The sequence below is a fragment of the Embleya sp. NPDC059213 genome, assembly GCF_042754445.1.
Lineage (GTDB): Bacteria > Actinomycetota > Actinomycetes > Streptomycetales > Streptomycetaceae > Embleya.
The window spans coordinates 1-17,474 of sequence record NZ_JBHZAV010000105.1 but is presented as its reverse complement, the minus strand read 5'-3'; the positions used below and the strand labels follow the sequence as shown (position 1 = coordinate 17,474).

General features: G+C 71.0%; 14 protein-coding genes and 2 pseudogenes. 9 read left to right on the top strand and 7 right to left on the bottom strand.

The features are described 5' to 3' along the window. Window positions 1-19: 19 nt before the first annotated feature. Both ACFXMF_RS30985 and ACFXMF_RS30980 read right to left on the bottom strand, forming a co-directional pair. On the bottom strand, window positions 20-1,009 hold the full coding sequence (locus tag ACFXMF_RS30985; RefSeq protein ID WP_379991326.1) for an Acg family FMN-binding oxidoreductase: 990 nt from the start codon (window positions 1,007-1,009) through the stop codon (window positions 20-22). Window positions 1,010-1,183: 174 nt separating this feature from the next. Continuing rightward, the gene (locus ACFXMF_RS30980) at window positions 1,184-2,035 is read right to left on the bottom strand and encodes an HAD-IC family P-type ATPase (protein ID WP_379991327.1); all 852 of its coding nucleotides are present in this window, start codon (window positions 2,033-2,035) and stop codon (window positions 1,184-1,186) included. Window positions 2,036-2,148: 113 nt separating this feature from the next. Here ACFXMF_RS30980 and ACFXMF_RS30975 point away from each other — a divergent pair, with 113 nt between their 5' ends. Continuing rightward, entirely contained in the window at window positions 2,149-2,616 is a 468-nt protein-coding gene (locus ACFXMF_RS30975) for a hypothetical protein (protein WP_379991328.1), read from the top strand. 1,240 nt (window positions 2,617-3,856) lie between these two features. Here the strand turns inward: ACFXMF_RS30975 and ACFXMF_RS30970 are convergent. Continuing rightward, window positions 3,857-4,177: a response regulator transcription factor gene (locus tag ACFXMF_RS30970; RefSeq protein WP_379991329.1), complete on the bottom strand. Its 321-nt coding sequence runs from the start codon at window positions 4,175-4,177 to the stop codon at window positions 3,857-3,859. A gap of 706 nt (window positions 4,178-4,883) precedes the next feature. Between ACFXMF_RS30970 and ACFXMF_RS30965 the strand changes: the two genes are divergently transcribed. From ACFXMF_RS30965 to ACFXMF_RS30950, 4 genes are all read left to right on the top strand, one after another. Next, window positions 4,884-6,416, top strand: a complete 1,533-nt coding sequence (locus ACFXMF_RS30965; RefSeq protein WP_379991330.1) for an AAA family ATPase — start codon at window positions 4,884-4,886, stop codon at window positions 6,414-6,416. Between the two features lie 516 nt (window positions 6,417-6,932). Next, window positions 6,933-7,553 (top strand): transposase, encoded by a 621-nt coding sequence (locus tag ACFXMF_RS30960; protein WP_379991331.1) that lies wholly within the window; start codon window positions 6,933-6,935, stop codon window positions 7,551-7,553. Beyond that, window positions 7,438-8,373 carry a transposase gene (locus tag ACFXMF_RS30955; RefSeq protein WP_379991332.1) on the top strand — a complete coding sequence of 312 codons (936 nt, stop codon included), beginning with the start codon at window positions 7,438-7,440 and terminating at the stop codon, window positions 8,371-8,373. The genes ACFXMF_RS30960 and ACFXMF_RS30955 overlap by 116 nt, the downstream gene beginning before the upstream one ends. Before the next feature lie 253 nt (window positions 8,374-8,626). Continuing rightward, the gene (locus ACFXMF_RS30950) at window positions 8,627-9,073 is read left to right on the top strand and encodes an HPP family protein (protein ID WP_379991063.1); all 447 of its coding nucleotides are present in this window, start codon (window positions 8,627-8,629) and stop codon (window positions 9,071-9,073) included. 590 nt (window positions 9,074-9,663) lie between these two features. Here ACFXMF_RS30950 and ACFXMF_RS30945 read toward each other — a convergent pair. After that, window positions 9,664-9,981, bottom strand: coding sequence for a carboxymuconolactone decarboxylase family protein (locus ACFXMF_RS30945; protein WP_360320122.1), 318 nt, complete (start codon window positions 9,979-9,981; stop codon window positions 9,664-9,666). Between the two features lie 773 nt (window positions 9,982-10,754). Here ACFXMF_RS30945 and ACFXMF_RS30940 point away from each other — a divergent pair. Further along, the gene (locus ACFXMF_RS30940; RefSeq protein WP_379991062.1) at window positions 10,755-11,894 is read left to right on the top strand and encodes a site-2 protease family protein; all 1,140 of its coding nucleotides are present in this window, start codon (window positions 10,755-10,757) and stop codon (window positions 11,892-11,894) included. A gap of 388 nt (window positions 11,895-12,282) precedes the next feature. On the opposite strand, the pseudogene ACFXMF_RS30935 reads toward ACFXMF_RS30940, so the two are convergent. The 3 genes and pseudogenes from ACFXMF_RS30935 to ACFXMF_RS30925 all read right to left on the bottom strand — a co-directional run bounded on the left by ACFXMF_RS30935 (window position 12,283) and on the right by ACFXMF_RS30925 (window position 14,448). Further along, a pseudogene (locus ACFXMF_RS30935) lies at window positions 12,283-13,181 on the bottom strand (IS5 family transposase). A 331-nt stretch (window positions 13,182-13,512) separates the two neighbouring features. Next, window positions 13,513-14,058 carry a chloramphenicol phosphotransferase CPT family protein gene (locus tag ACFXMF_RS30930; protein WP_379991061.1) on the bottom strand — a complete coding sequence of 182 codons (546 nt, stop codon included), beginning with the start codon at window positions 14,056-14,058 and terminating at the stop codon, window positions 13,513-13,515. Window positions 14,059-14,238: 180 nt separating this feature from the next. Next, window positions 14,239-14,448 (bottom strand): hypothetical protein, encoded by a 210-nt coding sequence (locus ACFXMF_RS30925; protein WP_360320080.1) that lies wholly within the window; start codon window positions 14,446-14,448, stop codon window positions 14,239-14,241. 862 nt (window positions 14,449-15,310) lie between these two features. Between ACFXMF_RS30925 and ACFXMF_RS30920 the strand changes: the two genes are divergently transcribed. The 3 genes and pseudogenes from ACFXMF_RS30920 to ACFXMF_RS30910 form a co-directional block, all read left to right on the top strand. Beyond that, entirely contained in the window at window positions 15,311-15,532 is a 222-nt protein-coding gene (locus tag ACFXMF_RS30920; RefSeq protein ID WP_379991060.1) for a hypothetical protein, read from the top strand. Between the two features lie 129 nt (window positions 15,533-15,661). Next, complete coding sequence (gene mihF, locus ACFXMF_RS30915; RefSeq protein ID WP_379991059.1) at window positions 15,662-15,976, top strand: integration host factor, actinobacterial type; 315 nt, start codon at window positions 15,662-15,664, stop codon at window positions 15,974-15,976. Between the two features lie 819 nt (window positions 15,977-16,795). Next, window positions 16,796-17,474: pseudogene (locus ACFXMF_RS30910) on the top strand (hypothetical protein); the annotation flags it as partial.

Below are 17,474 nucleotides of genomic sequence, written 5' to 3'. Positions count from 1 at the left end.
GCGTCGTCGGCCGCCAGGACTACGGGGAACCGGCCGGTCGGAGCGTCTCCGTCACGGGGCGGCGAGGGGTCGAGGCTCCGGGAGGCCCGTATCCGATCCGCAGTACCATCTGAACGTGGCCGGGACCCGTGCGCGGGTCGCGCAGGGTCTCACGGGTGTCGGGCCATTCCACGGCCTGATGCAGCACCGACATGCGCAAGCCGTGGACGGTCGCCAGCAGCCATGCGCGCTCCATGGCCTGACCGGTGCGCAGCCAGTCCTCCGGACCGTCGAAGCGGGTGGTCAGGGTGGCCACCTGCGGCAGCGCCTCGAAGCGCTGCGTCGATGTGGGATAAGTCGGCGGGTGTCCGGTGAAGGCGCGCACCGGTACTCGGGCGTCGTGGTCCTGCGGGCCCAGGGCCGCTCGGGGGATGCCGTCGATGGTCGGTTCCTCCACGCGCAGCCACGCGCGGGTCTCCGCCTGACGCGCGAGGTCCGCGGCAGTGCGGCGTTCGGCCTCGGCAGTCAGGGTCAGGACCCGACGGGCGTCGGCTTCTTCCAGAACGTTCAAGACCACGCCCTCCGCCCGGGCGGCGACGATGAGTTCACCGACGACACGTTCCGGCACGTCGCGGTTGGCGAACGGCAGCCGACTGGAGTGTCGTGCGCCGATCGCCGCGTACAGGTCCGGGCTGTCCGGACGCGAGGCGCGGGCGAGTCGACCCAGGTCGAGCACGGCCGCCGGTCGCGGAGTGCCCTCGTCGGGCAACAGCGTCACGTGCGGATCGCGGCCCAGGCGTTCGGCGGCGACGCGCATGTTGAACACCGCCGCGCCGACCGAGATGTACATGGCCCGGCCGTCGGGATCGGTAAGCGGGACGGCACGTCTCCGGTCCGCGTACACCGCGATGCCCCGACCGTCGCTCGTGGGCCGGAACGACCACGGCTGGCTGTTGTGGAGCGAGGGGGCCGCACCGCCCGCAGCGGCCAGACACCGCACATCGGCGGAGCTCAGGGATGCGTTGGTCATGTCGATCTCTCCCTACGGCCATCGGTGCGGCCGAATGCCGGGAAACGGCGCGTCGGGACCGCTGCCGCGGGGAGCCGGCGCCGGATGTGACCAGTCTCGACCATCCGGGACGGGGACCACAGGGCCGGACGCCCCCGGAGGACCAGGGCCATGTGACCCACATCCGGCCCGGTCCTATCCGGGCATCCGCGCGCCGCGCGCCGCGATCCACCGGTCGGCGCGGGCGGCGACGAATCCCAGGACGGCGCCGGAGAGGGGGATCAGCAGGTCACCGGCGGGCAGGCCTTGCGTGCCCAGCAGGTCCCGCAACATCGGCACGTACACGCCGGCCAGGCCCAGCGCGGCGGAGGCGAGGACCGTGATCGGCAGGAACGGATTGTCGCGGGTGAGCAGTCGGGTCCGCAGGCCCGTGACGACACCGAGCTGCGTGCCGAGCAAGGTCAGGAAGAGCATGCTTTGCCAGGCTCGCCCGGTGTGGTCGCTCCACGCACCGGCGGCAAGACTGACGACGGTTACACACAGGCCCAGTCGCAGGATGCGCTGCCACAGGCCGTCGCCGAGAATGCTCTGCTCGGGTGGGCGAGGTGCGCGCCGCATCGTACCGGGGCCGGCGGGTTCGGCGCCGAGGGCGACTCCGGTGAGGCCGTGGGTGAGCAGGTTGATCCACAGGATCTGCGCGGCGAGCAGAGGCAGCGGCAGCCCCAGGAGCGGTCCGAGCATCATTACGGCGATCTCGGCGGCGCCGCCGGAGAGGCCGTAGACGAGGAAACGGCGGATGTTGTCGTAGACCCGCCTGCCTTCCTCCACCGCGACGACGACGGTCCCGATCTCGTCGTCGGCCAGGACCAGATCCGCTGCCTGGCGGGCCACTTCCGTGCCGCGTCTCCCCATCGCGACCCCGATGTCGGCCCGGCGCAGGGCGGGACCGTCGTTGACACCGTCGCCGGTCATCGCCGTCACGTCGCCCCGGGCACGCCACGCCTGAATGATCGTCAGCTTTTGCTCCGGGGTCGTTCGGGCGAACACCCGCGCGGTGGTCGGGTCCCGTTGGGGGTCGTTGCTCAGGTCGGCGCCGGTCAGGACCGTGGTGTCGCCGTCGCGCAGGATGCCCAGACGAGTGGCGATGGGCGCTGCTCCTGATGGACGCCGGGCTCCTGGCGTTCGCGGCGGGGACGCCCGCTCTCGCCGGTGCGATCCTCGCCGTGGTCGTTCTCAACGCCGCCTTCGCTTTCGTCCAGGAGCGCCAGGCCGAGCAGGCCGTGGAGGCGCTCGGTCGCCTCATGTCCGAACAGGCCCGAGTCGTACGCGACGGAGTACCCCGATCCGTGGACGCCGCCTCGGTCGCTCCCGAGGACATCGTCCTGCTCGCCGAAGGCGACCGCGTGTGTGCGCGGACGCGCATGTCGTCGAAGGCCTCGTGGATGTGGACATGTCCACCGGCGAGTCCGTGCCCGTGGCGCGGGGCGGAACACGCGGTGAGCACTCCACCCCTCCTTGAGGCCTCCGATCTCTTGTTCAGCGGCACCGCGGTCGTCGACGGCACGGCTCGCGCCCTGGTGTACGCCACACCGAACTCGGTCGTATCGCCGCCCTCAGCCACCGCGTGAAACGCGAGGCGAGCCCGCTGGAGGCGCAGGTCAAGCGAGTCGCCGGGATTATCGCCACCGTGGCGACGGGTGTCGGCCTGGCCCTTCTACCGCTGGGGCTGTTGGCGGGACTCTCCCTGAAGGACGCGTTCTGCGGCACGGACCGTATCGGGCGACCGGTAGCCGCCCCGTGTGGTCCCGCCGCTCGAGCCGGAACGGGCGGCCGTCGCCGCGCAACTCGCGCCCGGGCGCCGATTCCCACGCGTTCCGCCTCCGGGCAGGAAGCCTTGCGTTCAGTGGGCGAATCCGGGGGGCGCGGATCGCGTTCGCGAGTTTGTCACCGGTGGTCCTCGACCGCCCGTGAGTGAACCGAGTTCCGCACGGGCGCACGACGAACCGGGGACGCGGCACCCGACCTGCGGGAATCAACGCGACACGCCGACCACCGAGTGATCGCCCGGACGCGAAGTGCGTCGGACCTGACGTAACGATCATTATGTTTCGGTCGCTGCCGTTGCGAACATCCGTGGGGACCATGGCGGGGAAGTCGACGCCAGACACCGGGGGGCGAAAGCCCGCACCTCGCGATCGGACGGCCCTTATGACCGGAAGCCCCTGCTCTCGTGGACTCCCGCGGCCGTGGTCCTCGACTGCGACGGCACCTTGATGGACAGCGAACGCCACTGGGAGGAGGCACGCGAACCGGGTGCTGCCCGAACACGGCGTGCGCGCCGGACGACTTCGGTGAACGTCGCATGTGGGCATGCTTTCGACTTCCTCGAGATCGTGGTACTGGACGCGACCCTGCGCCCGACGTCCCCCCGGCCTCTACGGTGCGGACGTGGGCGCGCGGTGCCGCGCCCGACGCCTGCCTCGCCGTCGAGGACTCCCACTGTGGCATCCGCTCCGCGTCGCGCGCGGGCCTGCGGGTCCGTGGCCCGCCAAACGCCGCCTCACCTTCCCAGCCGCAGGGGCAGCACGTCGACGGATCCCGTGACGGTAGCCGGTCGCGTACGGACGCAACGGGACCACGACGTTCGCTCCGCCCCCACGCGGCCAGTCCAGTCGCGGACGTCGACGGCGTACAGGTCCACGTGGACACGACTGCGGCGCTCGTCGAGGCGGCACCGTGATCCTCCGGTCCCGACGGCGCGAAGAGGTGCACGCGGTCACTCGGCGCCCACCATGGATCCCGATGCTCGCCGCGCGTGCGATCGGGAACGACCGGGCGGTCGGCATCCGGGTGGCGACCGGGCCGGATTCAGGGCTGGTGGTGCTCGTCCTCGTGGTGGTGCAGCTCGGTTGTGTACACCGCAGCCTGGACGCGGCGTTTGAGGCCGAGCTTGTTCAGCACGGCCGAGACGTAGTTCTCGACCGTCTTCTCCGCGAGGCCCATGCTCTCCGCGATCTGACAGTTGGTGAGCCCCCGGGCGATGTGTTCGAGCACCTGTCGCTCGCGCTCGCTCAGCCCGGCCGGCCCCGCCTCCTCGGCCGGCCCGTTGCGGGCCCGATCCAGGACCCGGGTGGTGATCGCCGGATCCAGCAGCGACTGGCCCGCCGCGACCGACCGTACCGCAGCCACCAGGTCGCGACCGCGGATCTGCTGGTACCGCCCTGGTCGGTCTCGAGGCGGGTCCGGACTCGGTCGGCGCTCAGCCGTCGGAAGGTCGTCGCGCGAGGCGCGACCGGACCTTGGATCCGCCGGGCCGCCGGTGGCGACTTGACCAGGTCGGCGGTGAATCGTCGCTTCGCACAGATCGGTGATTCTCGCGTCGGATATCGGCATCACCTCCTCGGCTCCGCCAGGCCCTGGGATGCCCCGGCGATGGCGTGTGGATCGGGGCTCCGTGGGGTTTCCGTGCGGCGTCCAACCGGGTCTACCTTCCACGGTCCGGGACAAAACGCACGCTCGCCCGTGCAGGCAAGCCCGAGGTGTCCACCTCGCCTCCTGGTTCGGCGGTCGACGCGGCCTCGACAGCGCAGGTGGCGCACCCCGCGCTCCCGAGCCCCCATACGCCCGGGCACGAACCGCGAAGCCACCTGTCGAGCGGGCCCTCCGCCCCGGCACGGGAGGTTTCCGTGCGAGGAGGTCGTGGGTACCAGCGGTCTCGAAAGCTCGCCGAGGCCGCCGTACGAGCTGCCGAGTGCGCAGGGGTTTCGGCCGTCGGCCGACGCAAGCAACCGCCTGGGCACTGGGCCCGGCTCGGTGGCCAGGTTCACCACCCACCGTGCGTGCTGCCTGGCTGTCGTCCTCCCAGACTGAGTCAAGCCATCACAGGGAGCCGACGATGCCATTGCATCAGAGCGACGCGTCCGTCGATGCCCCCGCGCTCCCACGCGCCGAGGTATGCGAGACCCACACCGCGACCTTGTTCTTCGTCGGTGATCGCGCCTACAAGCTCAAGAAGCCGGTCGATCTGGGATTCCTGGACTACACGAACGTGGCGGCTCGCCGGATCGCGTGCGAGCGCGAGGTGGTCCTCAACCGGCGTTTCTCCCCCGACGTCTACCTGGGCCTGGGCGAGATCCGCGACCCGCAGGCGGAGGAGCCGGAACCGCTGGTCGTGATGCGCCGGATGCCGGCCGACCGCCGCCTGTCCCGACTGGTGGGAGAGGGAGTCGTGGTCGACGACGTTGTTCGGGCCGTCGCCAGGCAACTCGCCACGTGCCACGCGGACGCGTCCCGCAGCCGGGACGTGGACGAACAGGGCACCCGGGACGCCTTGGCCTCACGTTGGGAAGCGAGTTTCGCGCAGGTTCGCGACCTGGCCGACAGCGGCGTCGCGCCCGACGGCCTCGAAGAGGTCGAGGGGCTGGTGCGCCGCTACCTCGCCGGCCGAGAGCGACTGTTCGACAGCCGCATCGAAGCGGGACGGATCGTCGACGGCCACGGCGACCTGCTCGCGCAGGACATCTTCTGCCTCGACGACGGTCCCCGAGTCCTGGACTGTCTGGAGTTCGACGACCACCTTCGCTACGTCGACGGCCTCGACGACGCCGCGTTCCTCGCCATGGATCTGGAACAGCTCGGTGCTCCGGATGCCGCGGCATACTTCCTCGCCCGATACAGCGAGTACTCCGGCGACCCGGCGCCACCGTCCTTGTGGCACCACTACGTCGCCTATCGCGCGTTCGTCCGCGCCAAGGTCTCCCTGATCCAGGCATGCCAGGGCGCGCCCGGCGCGGAGGCCGCGTTCCGGCGGCTGGTCACCACGACGTTGCGTCACCTGCGCACCTCGGCCGTGGGCCTGACCCTCGTCGGCGGCCTTCCCGGCAGTGGGAAATCCACCCTCTCCGGCGCACTGGCCGATCGCCTGGGTGTCACGCTGCTCAGCAGCGACCGCGCCCGCAAGGAACTGGCGGGCATCCCGGCGGAGGAGTCCGCTGCGGCCGGCTACGGCGAAGGCCTGTACACACCCGAGTGGACGCACAAGACCTACGCGATGCTCCTCGACCGCGCGTCCGCCCTGATGTCCTCCGGCGAGTCCGTCGTCCTGGACGCCACCTGGTCCGACACGAAGCAGCGCGAGAGCGCCCTTCGGATGGCCGAACACGCCTGCGCGGACCTGGTGGCCCTGCACTGCCGGGTTCCGGACGACGTGGCGACGGCCCGCCTGAACAATCGCGCTCCCGGCGTGTCGGACGCCGACGCCGATGTGGCCGCGGCCATGGCGGCACGGGAGCGGCCGTGGCCGAAGGCCGTCACGATCGACACCGGCGGCCCCTTGGAATCCGCAGTCGTCCAAGCGCTGGCGGCCGTGCGCCCGGCGGGCACCGACCGGGCCCCCGTGTTCCGTCGCCCGCACATGGAACCGGGCTGACGCGCGGGCGCACAGGTCCGTGCGGGCCCAGCGCCACAACGGCGACTATCGTCGTGGGAGTCCGCGCCGCCGCGTCCATGCCCACGGTCAGGAACCGGGCGAGTTTCTCCTCGTCGCCGATCAGCCCCAGGGCGCCGCACTCGGCGTGGACCGGGGTCGCCGCCGATTGGACGATTCGGCGGAGCACGATCTCCATGTCCAGATTGCTGCCCACGACGGAACGGCCTCCAGCAGGCCCCGGGTCGCGCGGACCACCTCCACGTGGGCCAGGAGTTCGTCCAACAACTCGCCCAGGCGCATCCACGGTAGCGCGGGCCGCTCGTTCCACGGTCCGACTCCTCCAGCGGTTCGGTATCTCGCCGGGAGTCCCGGCGGCAATCTGTGTCCTCGTTTCGTCGGACGCACACCGTTGCGGTTCCGCTTGCGGCAGGTGTTACCGGTGGTTTGTTGACGGCGGTTCTGATCAGCAGTATGCCGTGAAGTAGCAGTATTCGTCGGCCCGTTCGGGGGTGCGCCGTGACCGCTCGTGTGCCGTGTCCCCCTGCGCCGGGGCCGTTGGAGGGGTATGCGGCCCGGTTTGACGACCTGTTCGGGACGCTCGCGCAGCGTCGGGGCTTCCGGGAGTATCTGGTCGGGTTGTCGGCGCCGCAGGATCGGAACAAGACGCTGACCTACCTGGCGGGGGCGGAGCCGGTGGTCGGTGCGCAACACGCGGCGGTGCAGCGGCTGCAGTTTTTCCTCTCGGAGTCGACCTGGGACGGCGAACGAGTGAACGACCGCCGCCTCGAACTGCTGCTCGCCGATCCGGCGACGGCCCCGCACCGGGGCGGGGTGTTGGTGATCGACGATTCCGGGGACCGCAAGGACGGCACCGCGACCGCGCACGTGGGCCGCCAATGGTTGGGACGGTTGGGCAAGACCGACAACGGGGTCGTCACGGTGACCACCCTGTGGGCCGACGAACGCGTCCACTACCCACTGCACGCCGTCCCCTGCACGCCGGCCAAGCACTTCCCCAAGGGTGGGGAACGACCCCGACTTTCGTACGAAGCTGCGGGTCGGGGCCGAGTTGGCGGCGCAAGCCCACGATGCGGGGTTAGCGTTCCGCGCCGTCGCAGCCGACAGCGCGTACGGTGACCAGGCCGGCTTCCGGTGTGAACTCGCCGACTCCGGACTGCCGTTCGTGATGGCGTTGAGGCCGCGGCACGGGATCCGGGCACGCGCGGACCAGGCTCACACTCCCGTCGACGCCGCCCGCGTCCTGACCTGGGGCGGAACGCGGGATCCCGGCGACTGGCACGCGGTGATCCGAACCTTCCGCGACGGACACACCGAGATCTGGTGGGCCGCCGACGCGACACTCGGTTGGTGGGGCCCGGACGGCACGACCCGGCTGGTGGTGGTCACCGCCGACCCGGCGACGCTTCCGGCCAAGGCCACCTGGTACCTCGCCACCAACCTGCCCCGCCTCGGCGGACCGCGCGAGGACGACGCCCCGTACCCGGCCGCCGACCTGAACGAGATCGTGCGGATTCATGGGATCCGTCATTGGATCGAGCAGAGCTACAAGCAGGTCGAGGACGAGTTGGGTCGGGCCGACTTCCAAGTCCGTTCCGACATCGCGATCCGCCGCCACCAGACCCTGGTCAACTGCGCGTTCTCGTTCTGTTGGGACGCCTGGTTCACCGAACCCGACCCGACGCCCGCTCCGGTGCCGCAGCCCTGCGACGACACCGGAGAGAGGGGGACCCGAAACCACCCCACTGCACCCATCCCCATCCTGGCCACGGGCGATCCGGGCCGTCCGCGCCTGGATAACCCCCTGGATCGTGCTGCAACGCTATTGGCGGTCCTGGTCGAACGCGCCCCCACCCACCCAGTTACAGGCCCTCATGAACTCGGTTGGAGCAGGCCACGGCCTGCACCTCTATCTCCCGAACCAACAAACCACCGGTAGTGGTGTCGCCGACGGGCCGAACGGCCCCGGGGGAGGGGCCCGCACAGGGCCGGGCGGCCCTGTGCGGGCCGGCCGCCCGCGACCAGGCTGGGGTCACGCCCCTAGAGGAGGAAACGATGGACTCGCGCCCCGTTCGGACCTGTCGAGCGCGAAAGCCCGCGCTGCACGGTGCCCGGTCGTCACCGTCGGTGCCGCAGGGGCCGCCGAAACTCGCCGAACGGCGTCGGTTCCGACACACGACAGGAGTCACGTCATGACCGAGAACACGACAGCGCCCACCACAACAAGCCCCCGGATCCCCACCGTGCGCGAGGTGATGCACGGCCCGGTGATCTCGGTGACCGCCGAGGACACGCTGTGGACGGCGATGGACAGGATGGTCGTCACCCACCTGCACCACGTCGGCGTCGTCGACGGCGATCGGGCGGTCGGGCTGATCAGTGATCGCGACCTCGCCGCCGTCTGGGCCCTGGACCCGCTGGGTCTCAAGCAACACACCGCCGGACACGCGCTTGTCGGCGTCGACACGGAGACGACGTTCATCGCCCCCGACGTCGACGTAGTGACCGCGGGCGAGCAACTGCTCAAGCGCACCCGCGACGCCCTGCTGGTGGTCGATGCGAACGGCACGGCCGTCGGCGTGCTGACCGATCGTGATCTCCTGGGGATTCTTCTCGGGTTGCACCGCCCGCCGCGGTGAACGGCGCCGAAGCGCCCGACGAGGGATGACCGGGAGGTGATCCGTCGGCATCGCGGACCTGCTCGGCGGCGAACCCGACATCGTGATCGCGGGCGATTCGGGGCCGCCGAGGCCGCGCGGCGACCCGAGGTGGCGATCCCGGACAGGTGACTGCCCGACGGCAGCGGCATCGACGCGTGCCACGACGGTCCGGAACCGTGCGCCGGATCGTCACGCGTCACGGCCGAGCGTCGGTCGACCGGGACCGAAAGGACCGGTGCCTGTGGGCCTGGAAACCGGCGGGGGACTGCGACAGGAAGTCCCAGTCGTCGACGGCGGCGACGAATTCCGTCACGGCCTCCAGGGCGCTCACCCGCAGCACGGTTTGCGCCGCGCGGCCCGACGGCGGCCGAGGTGCGGCTGGGCCCGACAACCGCTGGAACTGCGCTCGGGCGGCGACTTCACGGTGCCTCCTGCCGACAGGGACCACCTGCGGCCGTCCGTCCGGCCCGGGCAACTGGCGGGTACTCGTCGCTCGCACGCTGTGTCGGACCTGCCGAGCCCCGCGCTGCCGGCGGCGGCGGGGCTCGGCGGGCTACGGCGTTGCCGGGTCAGTCCTCGGATCCCAGGGTGGCGACGATCTCGATGTCCAGAGCCTCGGCGATGTGGCCGGCGGCGGCCATGACTCGGGCCGTGCCGACGACCGGTGCGATGGCGACGAGGACGTCCTGGATCTGCTCGGGCGTCATGGCCGTTTCCGCGCCTGCCCGAAGATGAGCCAGGTAGGACATCGGAGGGGCGTCCATGGCGACGAGCGCGGCTATGCGAGTGAGGACGAGGACGTCCGAGGCCAGACCGCAACGCTCCAACGAGTCGAGGGTCATGGCGGCCAAGGTGTCCAGTACAGGTGTCTCCTGCGATGTGGTCATGAGGGCTTCCTCGAAGCTTTGTGGGTGGCGGGTGGCAGTGCGCTCGCCCGGGCCGTCGGGAGCCGTTGTGAGGGCATCCCGTTCCTCTCCCGAGCCTAGAACCGCCTGTCGACGCGAGCATGTCGGCGCGGCAGGGCAGAGGGAAGCGACCATGGAGGAGGCCCGTGGCGGGTGCGGGCGTCCTCAGACGCGCTGCCGAGTCGCCGCGTCCTGCCGACCGGGTCAGTGTGTAAGCGGGGATCCCATTCCACTTCGTCGCGCGGGAGACCCATGATGACCACCCACACGCAGCGAGCGGGCCACGGCTCCGGAGCCGCGACGACGCGGGCCCACAGTGCACCCGACGAAGGACGGCGGGCGGCCGCCCGGGTGTCCGCACCCGGGCGCTGGGTTTGCCGCCTGCGTCATCGCGCGCGGGACGCAGATCCGCCGCAGGCTCCCCTCGGCCTCGTCCGCAGCCGCGCGTATGTGCGGCCCCTCGCCCGAGGTTCCTGGGGGCGCGGCCGGCTGGTCGTTACGCCGTGGTGACTGCCTGTTCGAGAACGCCTCCGCGAACTCGCGGGGTGGCATGGCGGCGCTCGCGTGGGTCCTTCGGCCCTGTTCACGGGTTCCACATCCGGGTTTGATCGAGATGGCGGGGGAGGACGGCTCGGCGATGCGTAGCAGCGGAGCGATACCGCGCACCGCGCGAATCAGGGCCGCGAGAAGGACGTGTCCTCGTCCCGTCACGCGGTGCCTCGTGTGCGTGCCGCGTGCGACGCAGGGAGTGCACGATGCGTGCCACGTTCGGGTTGGGACGGATTGCCGGGGTTCGAATCAGGGTGCACTGGAGCGTCGTGGTCATCTTCGTGGTGATCACGGTGGGACTCGCCCGCAACCGACTGCCGGACGCGGGACCGGGCCGCCCGTGGGCGGTCTACTGGGCGGTCGGCCTGCTCACGGCGACAGTGTTCCTCGCGTCTCTGCTCGCGCACGAGGTGGCGCACGCCGTGCTGGCCCGGCGTAACGGGATCGACGTGGACGACATCGTCGTGTGGCTTCTCGGTGGTGTGGCGCGACTCAAGGGGGAAGCTTCGAACCCGGGTGCGGAACTGCGGATCGCCGGTGTCGGCCCGCTGGTCAGCCTCGTCCTGGGCATCGTGTTCGGCCTGTTCGCGTGGTTGGCGGATTCGATTTCCGGCGGAAACGTCATCGTCGAGGCGCTGACCTGGCTTGCTGCGGTCAACGTCCTGCTGGCGGTGTTCAACTCCATTCCCGCCGCGCCCCTGGACGGTGGCCGCCTGCTGCGGGCGTTCCTGTGGTGGCGTACGGGCGACAGGCTTCGCGCGACCATCGGTGCGACCTCGGCGGGCCGAGGATTCGGTTGGTTCCTGGTGCTCCTCGGCCTGTTCCTGTTCGCGCGCGGCGACGCGCTCGGCGGGCTGTGGCCGGTGTTGGTCGGCTGGTTCGTCGTCGCAGCCGCGACGATGGAGAGGCGCCAGGCGCAGTTGCGCGAGAGGCTGGCCGGGATACCAGTGCGCAACGCCATGACCCGTGATTCCGTCACCGTATCCGCGTCGGCCACGGTTGCCGAATTCCTCGACCCGCACCATCGTCATGGGCACTCCGCGTTCCCCGTCACCGACGGTGCCGGTGCCCCGGTCGGTCTGCTGACGCTGGACGCCGCAAACCACGTGCCGGAGCCACGTCGGGGCATGGTGACCGCAGGCGAGATCATGCTGCCCCTTTCGCGGGTGGTCGTCGTGGACCCGGACGACCCGCTCGCGGAGTTGCTGCCCCGGCTCGAATCCGGACCCGAGAACCGGGTCTTGGTGGTCGACGACGGCAGGCTCGTCGGCGTGCTGTCCGCTTCGGACGTCACGCGCACGATGACGTGGCTCGTCACGACCGACCCCCGGCACCGCGAGCGTTGACCTGTAGGCGGCACGTACCGGCAGCCCTCCGGCCCGCAGCTCGGAAGACCGAAAATGTCGACACTCCGGTCGTACCGGGCATGACACTCGCCTCCTGTGTGTCCGGGCCCGTGATCGCGCGGTTTACCCTGCCGTCCTCCACGGTCGAACGCCCACCACCTCGAACGCAAGGCCGAGAGGGTGGTGCCCCGGGCCGGAGGTCCCCAACCACCGGTACTGGGCGGCCCTGTGCCCGGCGGCCGAGCAGCCGCACGCTGACCGAGAGCGGTCGGTCCGAAACCGCGGTCCGGACCCATTCCTCAAGCCGTCATCACGTGACGATTGGACAAGGTCATGAGCACCGGAACCCACCTCCCCGGACTCGGCGTCCTAGGAGCTGTACGAGGGATCATGGTCTGAGCCAGATGCGAATGGCGGCGACCTGGATGGTTCCTCGGTGGACGTAGGCGCGCTTGTCGTACCGGGTTGCGACGGCTCGGAACTGTTTGAGGCGGTTGATCAGGCGTTCCGCCGTGTTGCGGGTCTTGTAGAGCTCCGCGTCGAATCCGGGTGGTCGACCGCCGGCCGGGCCCTTGGCCAGGCGGTTGTTCGCCTGATCCGCACGTTCGGGAATCGTGTGACGGATGGCGCGTCCGCGCAGATGGCCGCGAATCGCGCGGGAGGAATACGCGGCATCCGCGGTGACCGTGTCCGGCCTGGTCCGCGGTCGGCCGGGGCCGGGACGCGGAACGCGGATGCCGCGCATGACCTGTTCGAACCGCGGGGCATCGCCCGCCTGTCCGGCCGTGACGACCGGGCTCAGCGGTCGTGCCCGGCCGTCGGCGGCGAGACGGAGCTTGGTGGTGGGCCCGCCTCGGGATCGGCCGAGGGCCTCGTCCGGTTCGTCCCCGACGACCGCCCCTTTTGACCGTGCGGGCGCCGGGGAGGGGTGTGTCGAGCGCCTGCCGCGTGTTGATGCGCGCGATCGATCGTGGAGTCCACGGCCACGTCCCACACGATCGCCGCGAGGACCGCGTCGGGAGTGGCGCGGTCCGCCTCACGTTGCAACGCGGTGAGGATCCGCTCCCACGTTCCGTCCGCCGACCGGCGACGATGCCGCTCGTAGACCGTGCTCCACGGACCGAACCGCTCGGGCCGATCCCGCCACGGCACACCCGTCCGCACCCGATACAGGATCCCGTTCAACACCACACGATGCGACGCCCACCGGCCGCCCCGCCCCGGATTCACCGGCAACAACGGCTCCGGCAAACCCCACTCGCGATCCGTCAGATCACCACGCCCCATGAACAGATCAACGCCCCGATCAACGGATGGTCACAAGATCCTTCGTACAGCTCCTAGTGCTTCGAGCACGGGAGGTGGTTTTCGGACAGGGGGTGGCTGAGGGCGGAGGTGCGCGATGTACTGCGGGAGGGGGTTATTCCGACCGTGCACTATCTATTCCCCTTCTTCTCGTCGCTTCTTCGGTGAGGAACCTGCGCAGTAACGCGTTCAGGCGCCGGGAGGCCGACCCCTCACTCGCTACTTGGACGCGCGTGGCCGTTGGAAAACCGCAGCCCGTAACGGTGAGCCCCCACCGGCGTCCACCATGTCGAGCCCGTGGCAGCGGAGTTGGTCATCCGGTCGGCGGCTCATCGTGCCGGACCGACTTCAGCTGCTCGAAAGCGGTGGGGTTCGGACGTTGTGGCAGGAAGGCCCTGATCTGCCGAGCACAGTCGAGCGGGCTGGTGGTGCCGGTGTCGCACTCGATGTCGTAAAGGCCGTGGGCATGGACCTGGGCGATCTGGCGTGCGGCCAGACCTGGCGGGCGGTCACCGCGCTTCCGCTCACGCTGTTCCAGTTCCGGCAAGGGGCAGTGCACGCCGACCAGGACAACGTCTGCGGGGGTGAACAGGGCAAGACAGTCGAGCAAGCGCCATTGTTCGCTGAAGACGTGGTCCACCACGATGTTGTTGCCGGCGGCGGCCATCCCCGCGATTGCCCGGTGGAAGCCCATCCAGGTGTGCTTGAGCACGCTCTGGAGCTGGTCGGGGGCGAGGTCCCGTGGTGTTGCCCGCATGGCGTGGAAGGCGTCCACCGGCATGTAGAAGTACGTGTCGTCCAGGATCGGGAGGAGTTCCCTGGCGATGCTCGACTTCCCGGAACTCGATGTACCGTTCAAGAAAATGATCAATCCACCAGTCGTCTGTGACGCTTCCGCTGAGCTGGCAGTTTGGGTAAACGGGGTCGGAACTGCGGCTGTTGACATGTCTTCCTCCGCTTCGTGCGCTGCTGGTATCCGATCACGCTGCGCGTTCAGGCGTCGGTCGGCCTGGGTGCCCCTCGTGTCTGACGGCGATGGTCATGGGCGACCCTCGTTGTCCGAGGCCCGGGCGGCGAGGTACTCGGCCCAGTCTCGTCGGGCGTAGGCGACCCGGCGGAGTGCGGTGTGGCGGTGCATCCCGGTCACGTCGGCGAGGATCGGGCTTGGGAGATCGGCTGCGAGGGCGGCCGGCGCCGCGTTGCGCGCGGTGCGAACCGGGATGCCGTGCCGGTTGAGTTTCTGGGTCATGCCATGCGTCGAGATCGGCTTGCCAAAACCATGCCCGGGAAGAGCCACCTGGGGCCTGCGTGGACTCGCGAGAGCTGCGGTCGGAGCCGAGGCTGTTCGGCGAGACGTTGGAGGAGCTCGGCGAGACGTGGGGGCAGCAGGACAGGATGGCGGCCCAGGGACGAGGTGGGCGTGCTTGTCGCCGAATTTGAGGTGCTCGGGCGTCTCAGATGGCAGAGGCGTTCGGTGGACGGGCCGAACAGCAGGGTGATCGCGCCGGCGGCCCGGACGTCCGCAGGGAGATCATCGTCGGTCAGGCATCGCTGCAGGAGCGGCCATCGATCGTCCTCGTCGAGCAGGTTCTGGGGCTCCTGCCTCGGGATCGAGGGGACGGTGAGCTCGCGGGTGAGCGGCCCCTCCGCCGACCTCCAACCCCCGGGCCGGCGTTCCGCGGACCTGAGCCGCTACGGGCACCGAAGCCGGGGGAGCGCCGGCTGAACCCGTCGGGGACGTCTTTGCGTCGTCGGTCGGTACGTCGGCGTGTTCCGTCGTGCCGGGGGCGGCCGGAGCCCCGAGGGGAAGAGGCGGCTGGCCGGTTCGTCGACGAGGGTGTTCGGGCCCACACACGAACGTGTCGCGACCCCCGCCACGATGCCGGGGCGGGACGTCGACGCCGGGGACGCCACGCTGCCGCGTGGACGGCATTCGCCCGACGGGCGCATCACCCCCGGGGGCGCGGGCCCAGGGGTTTCGCCGTCCGGGTGGCCCCGTCGGTGGGCGGGTCCGGAGTCCGGGGCAGGCGACCGCGAACCTCCGTGCGCTGGCGAACGCCGGTGTCGGAGGCCCTGGTTACGGTGTTGCCGTTCGCATCCACGGGAGGATCATGCGTCGGTACCGGAAGCACGTCGTGCTCTACGTGTTCGTCGTCGTGGCGGCGTGGTCGGCGACGCGTGTGCTCGACGAGGGGCTGTCCGCCGCCCCCGCGGAGCGGCCGGCGGTCGCGGACTCCCCGACGTCGCCGCCCCCGAACGCCTCCGACGTCGCGGCGAGGTGCGCCTGGCCGGACGTGGTCTGTCTGGTGGCGACCGCCACGTCGGGGAAGTAGGACGGGGCCGACGCTCGCGCCGAGTCGCGTGCGTGGCCGCAAGGTTCGGGGCGGACGGCCGTGCCGGGCGTCGTCGGTGGCATCGACCATGATGGGCCCGTTCCGGATGGACGACGCGAGGAGTACCCGATGGCCGTGCCGACCATCAGTCCCGAGGAGCGCAGCGCCGCGCTCGCCAAGGCTGCCGCTGTCCGCAGGGAACGAGCCGCGGTGAAGGCGGTTCTCAAGAGCGGTCGGCTCTCACTGGGCGAGGTGTTGGCCACCGACACCCTCGCCGTGGGCAAGATGCCGGTCCGGGCCCTGCTCGAATCCCTCCCGTCCATCGGAAAGGCACGCGCCGCCGAACTTCTCGTCGAGTTGGGGATCTCCGGGAACCGCCGAGTCCGCGGCCTGGGCGTCCAACAGCGCGAGCGGCTTCTGGAGTGCTTCGCGCCTCGGGCGTGACCAGCGGACGCGGGGTGCCAACGCCCCACTTCGACGGCTCCGACGAACCCCTCGACGTCGACACCGACGACCTGCCACGCGCCCGCAACAAACGCCGGGGGCGCCCCGGCCGTCCGCGAACGCGAACACACCGCCCGACGCGCCGGCCACCCCTCCCGGGCCGACGCCGTCGACGCCACCATCGCCCTGACCGTCGACCGGGCAGCGCGAGCACTCGGCGTCACCACCGACCGATCCGGACCCGGCGACGCATCCTCGTCGGACGAGGCCGGCCACCCCTCGTGGGCCGAGCCGATCAGGGCGAAGGCCACGCTGCCCGCCGCCCGAGCGGCCCGGGAATTGGGCGGCTCGATCCGATCGATCCGACTCCGGCGTGCCCGACTCGTTCCCGGGCCCGGCGCGAACGTGCCCGGGCCGGAAGAGCGGAGAGGGCCTTCGAGCGCTCCGCAGCCCGCGATACCCGGTCCCGCGTGCCGAGCCCGATGATTCCGGTCGCCCGCGCGGTACGCCACGCCGGCCCCGCCGATGGGGAACCTGCGCGTGGCCGAGGCCGAGGCGTCGTGAGGAACACGCCGTGCGGGGTCGACGTTCCCCGAGGGTTCGCGCTCGTGATCCGATCCGCCCCACCGCTCCGCCCCTGTTGCCTGCGCGTCCGCGTGGTCGGGGGCGCGTGAGAGTGTGGATTCGTCGGTGACGGACGGGAGTTCGGGGGAACGGATGCACAGTCGGGCGGGACGAGTGGGTGCGGCGGTGATTGCTCTGGCGTCGGTCGGGGCCGCGGCGGGGTGTTCGTCGGGGGGTGGGTCGGTCAAGCCGGCCGTGCCCAGCGCGTCGGTCGTGGCGCCGGTACCCGATCCTGCGGTGATCTCCGAGGCCGAGGCCCGAGCGGTCCTGGAGCGCTACGACGCCGAGAACAACACGGCGAACGCGGCGCTCGACGGCGACCGCCTCGCCGGGGTCGAGGGCGGCGAACTGCTGGAAGGGTCACTGGCGTCGTACCGCGCCGACCGGGCACGCCCGGACCGGGAACCGTACAAGCCGTTCACCCACCTGGCCCCGCAGTTCTGGATCCCCCGGGCGAGCGGCCATCCCCGCACGTTCGTCGCGGTCGCCGCCACCGGTGCCGACAGCGAGGACAAGGCCGTCGTCCACTTCGTCCAGGACACGCCCGGCGCGCCGTGGAAGGCCGTGTTCACCGCCCACGCCCGGGTGGGCGACCCACCGGCGACGGCGAGCGCGAGCCCCGAACGCCAGGCCCGCCCCACACTCGACGACGTCGCCCGCGACGCCTCCGGATCCGCGCGCACCACGACCGCGGGCGACGCCGCGGCGGTGTGCGGGCGATACGCGGCGGTGATGTCGGTACCCGCCGGCCCCGGCGCGGGCGAGGCCCGCCTCGCGCCGGCGACCCACGGCGGCAGATCGTCCGCTCGGGCCGGAATCCGGGCCCCGAGAGCCCCACTCCGGTACGGGAAGCACCGTATGCGCGCGTACGATC

Bases quoted from the DNA above. Each gene is read 5' to 3' on its own strand.
- ACFXMF_RS30950 (WP_379991063.1), top strand. From the start codon at position 8,627: ATGACCGAGAACACGACAGCGCCCACCACAACAAGCCCCCGGATCCCC.
- ACFXMF_RS30920 (WP_379991060.1), top strand. From the start codon at position 15,311: ATGCGTCGGTACCGGAAGCACGTCGTGCTCTACGTGTTCGTCGTCGTG.
- ACFXMF_RS30945 (WP_360320122.1), bottom strand. From the start codon at position 9,981: ATGACCACATCGCAGGAGACACCTGTACTGGACACCTTGGCCGCCATG.
- ACFXMF_RS30940 (WP_379991062.1), top strand. From the start codon at position 10,755: ATGCGTGCCACGTTCGGGTTGGGACGGATTGCCGGGGTTCGAATCAGG.
- mihF (WP_379991059.1), top strand. From the start codon at position 15,662: ATGGCCGTGCCGACCATCAGTCCCGAGGAGCGCAGCGCCGCGCTCGCC.
- ACFXMF_RS30965 (WP_379991330.1), top strand. From the start codon at position 4,884: ATGCCATTGCATCAGAGCGACGCGTCCGTCGATGCCCCCGCGCTCCCA.
- ACFXMF_RS30985 (WP_379991326.1), bottom strand. From the start codon at position 1,009: ATGACCAACGCATCCCTGAGCTCCGCCGATGTGCGGTGTCTGGCCGCT.
- ACFXMF_RS30925 (WP_360320080.1), bottom strand. From the start codon at position 14,448: ATGACCCAGAAACTCAACCGGCACGGCATCCCGGTTCGCACCGCGCGC.
- ACFXMF_RS30975 (WP_379991328.1), top strand. From the start codon at position 2,149: ATGGACGCCGGGCTCCTGGCGTTCGCGGCGGGGACGCCCGCTCTCGCC.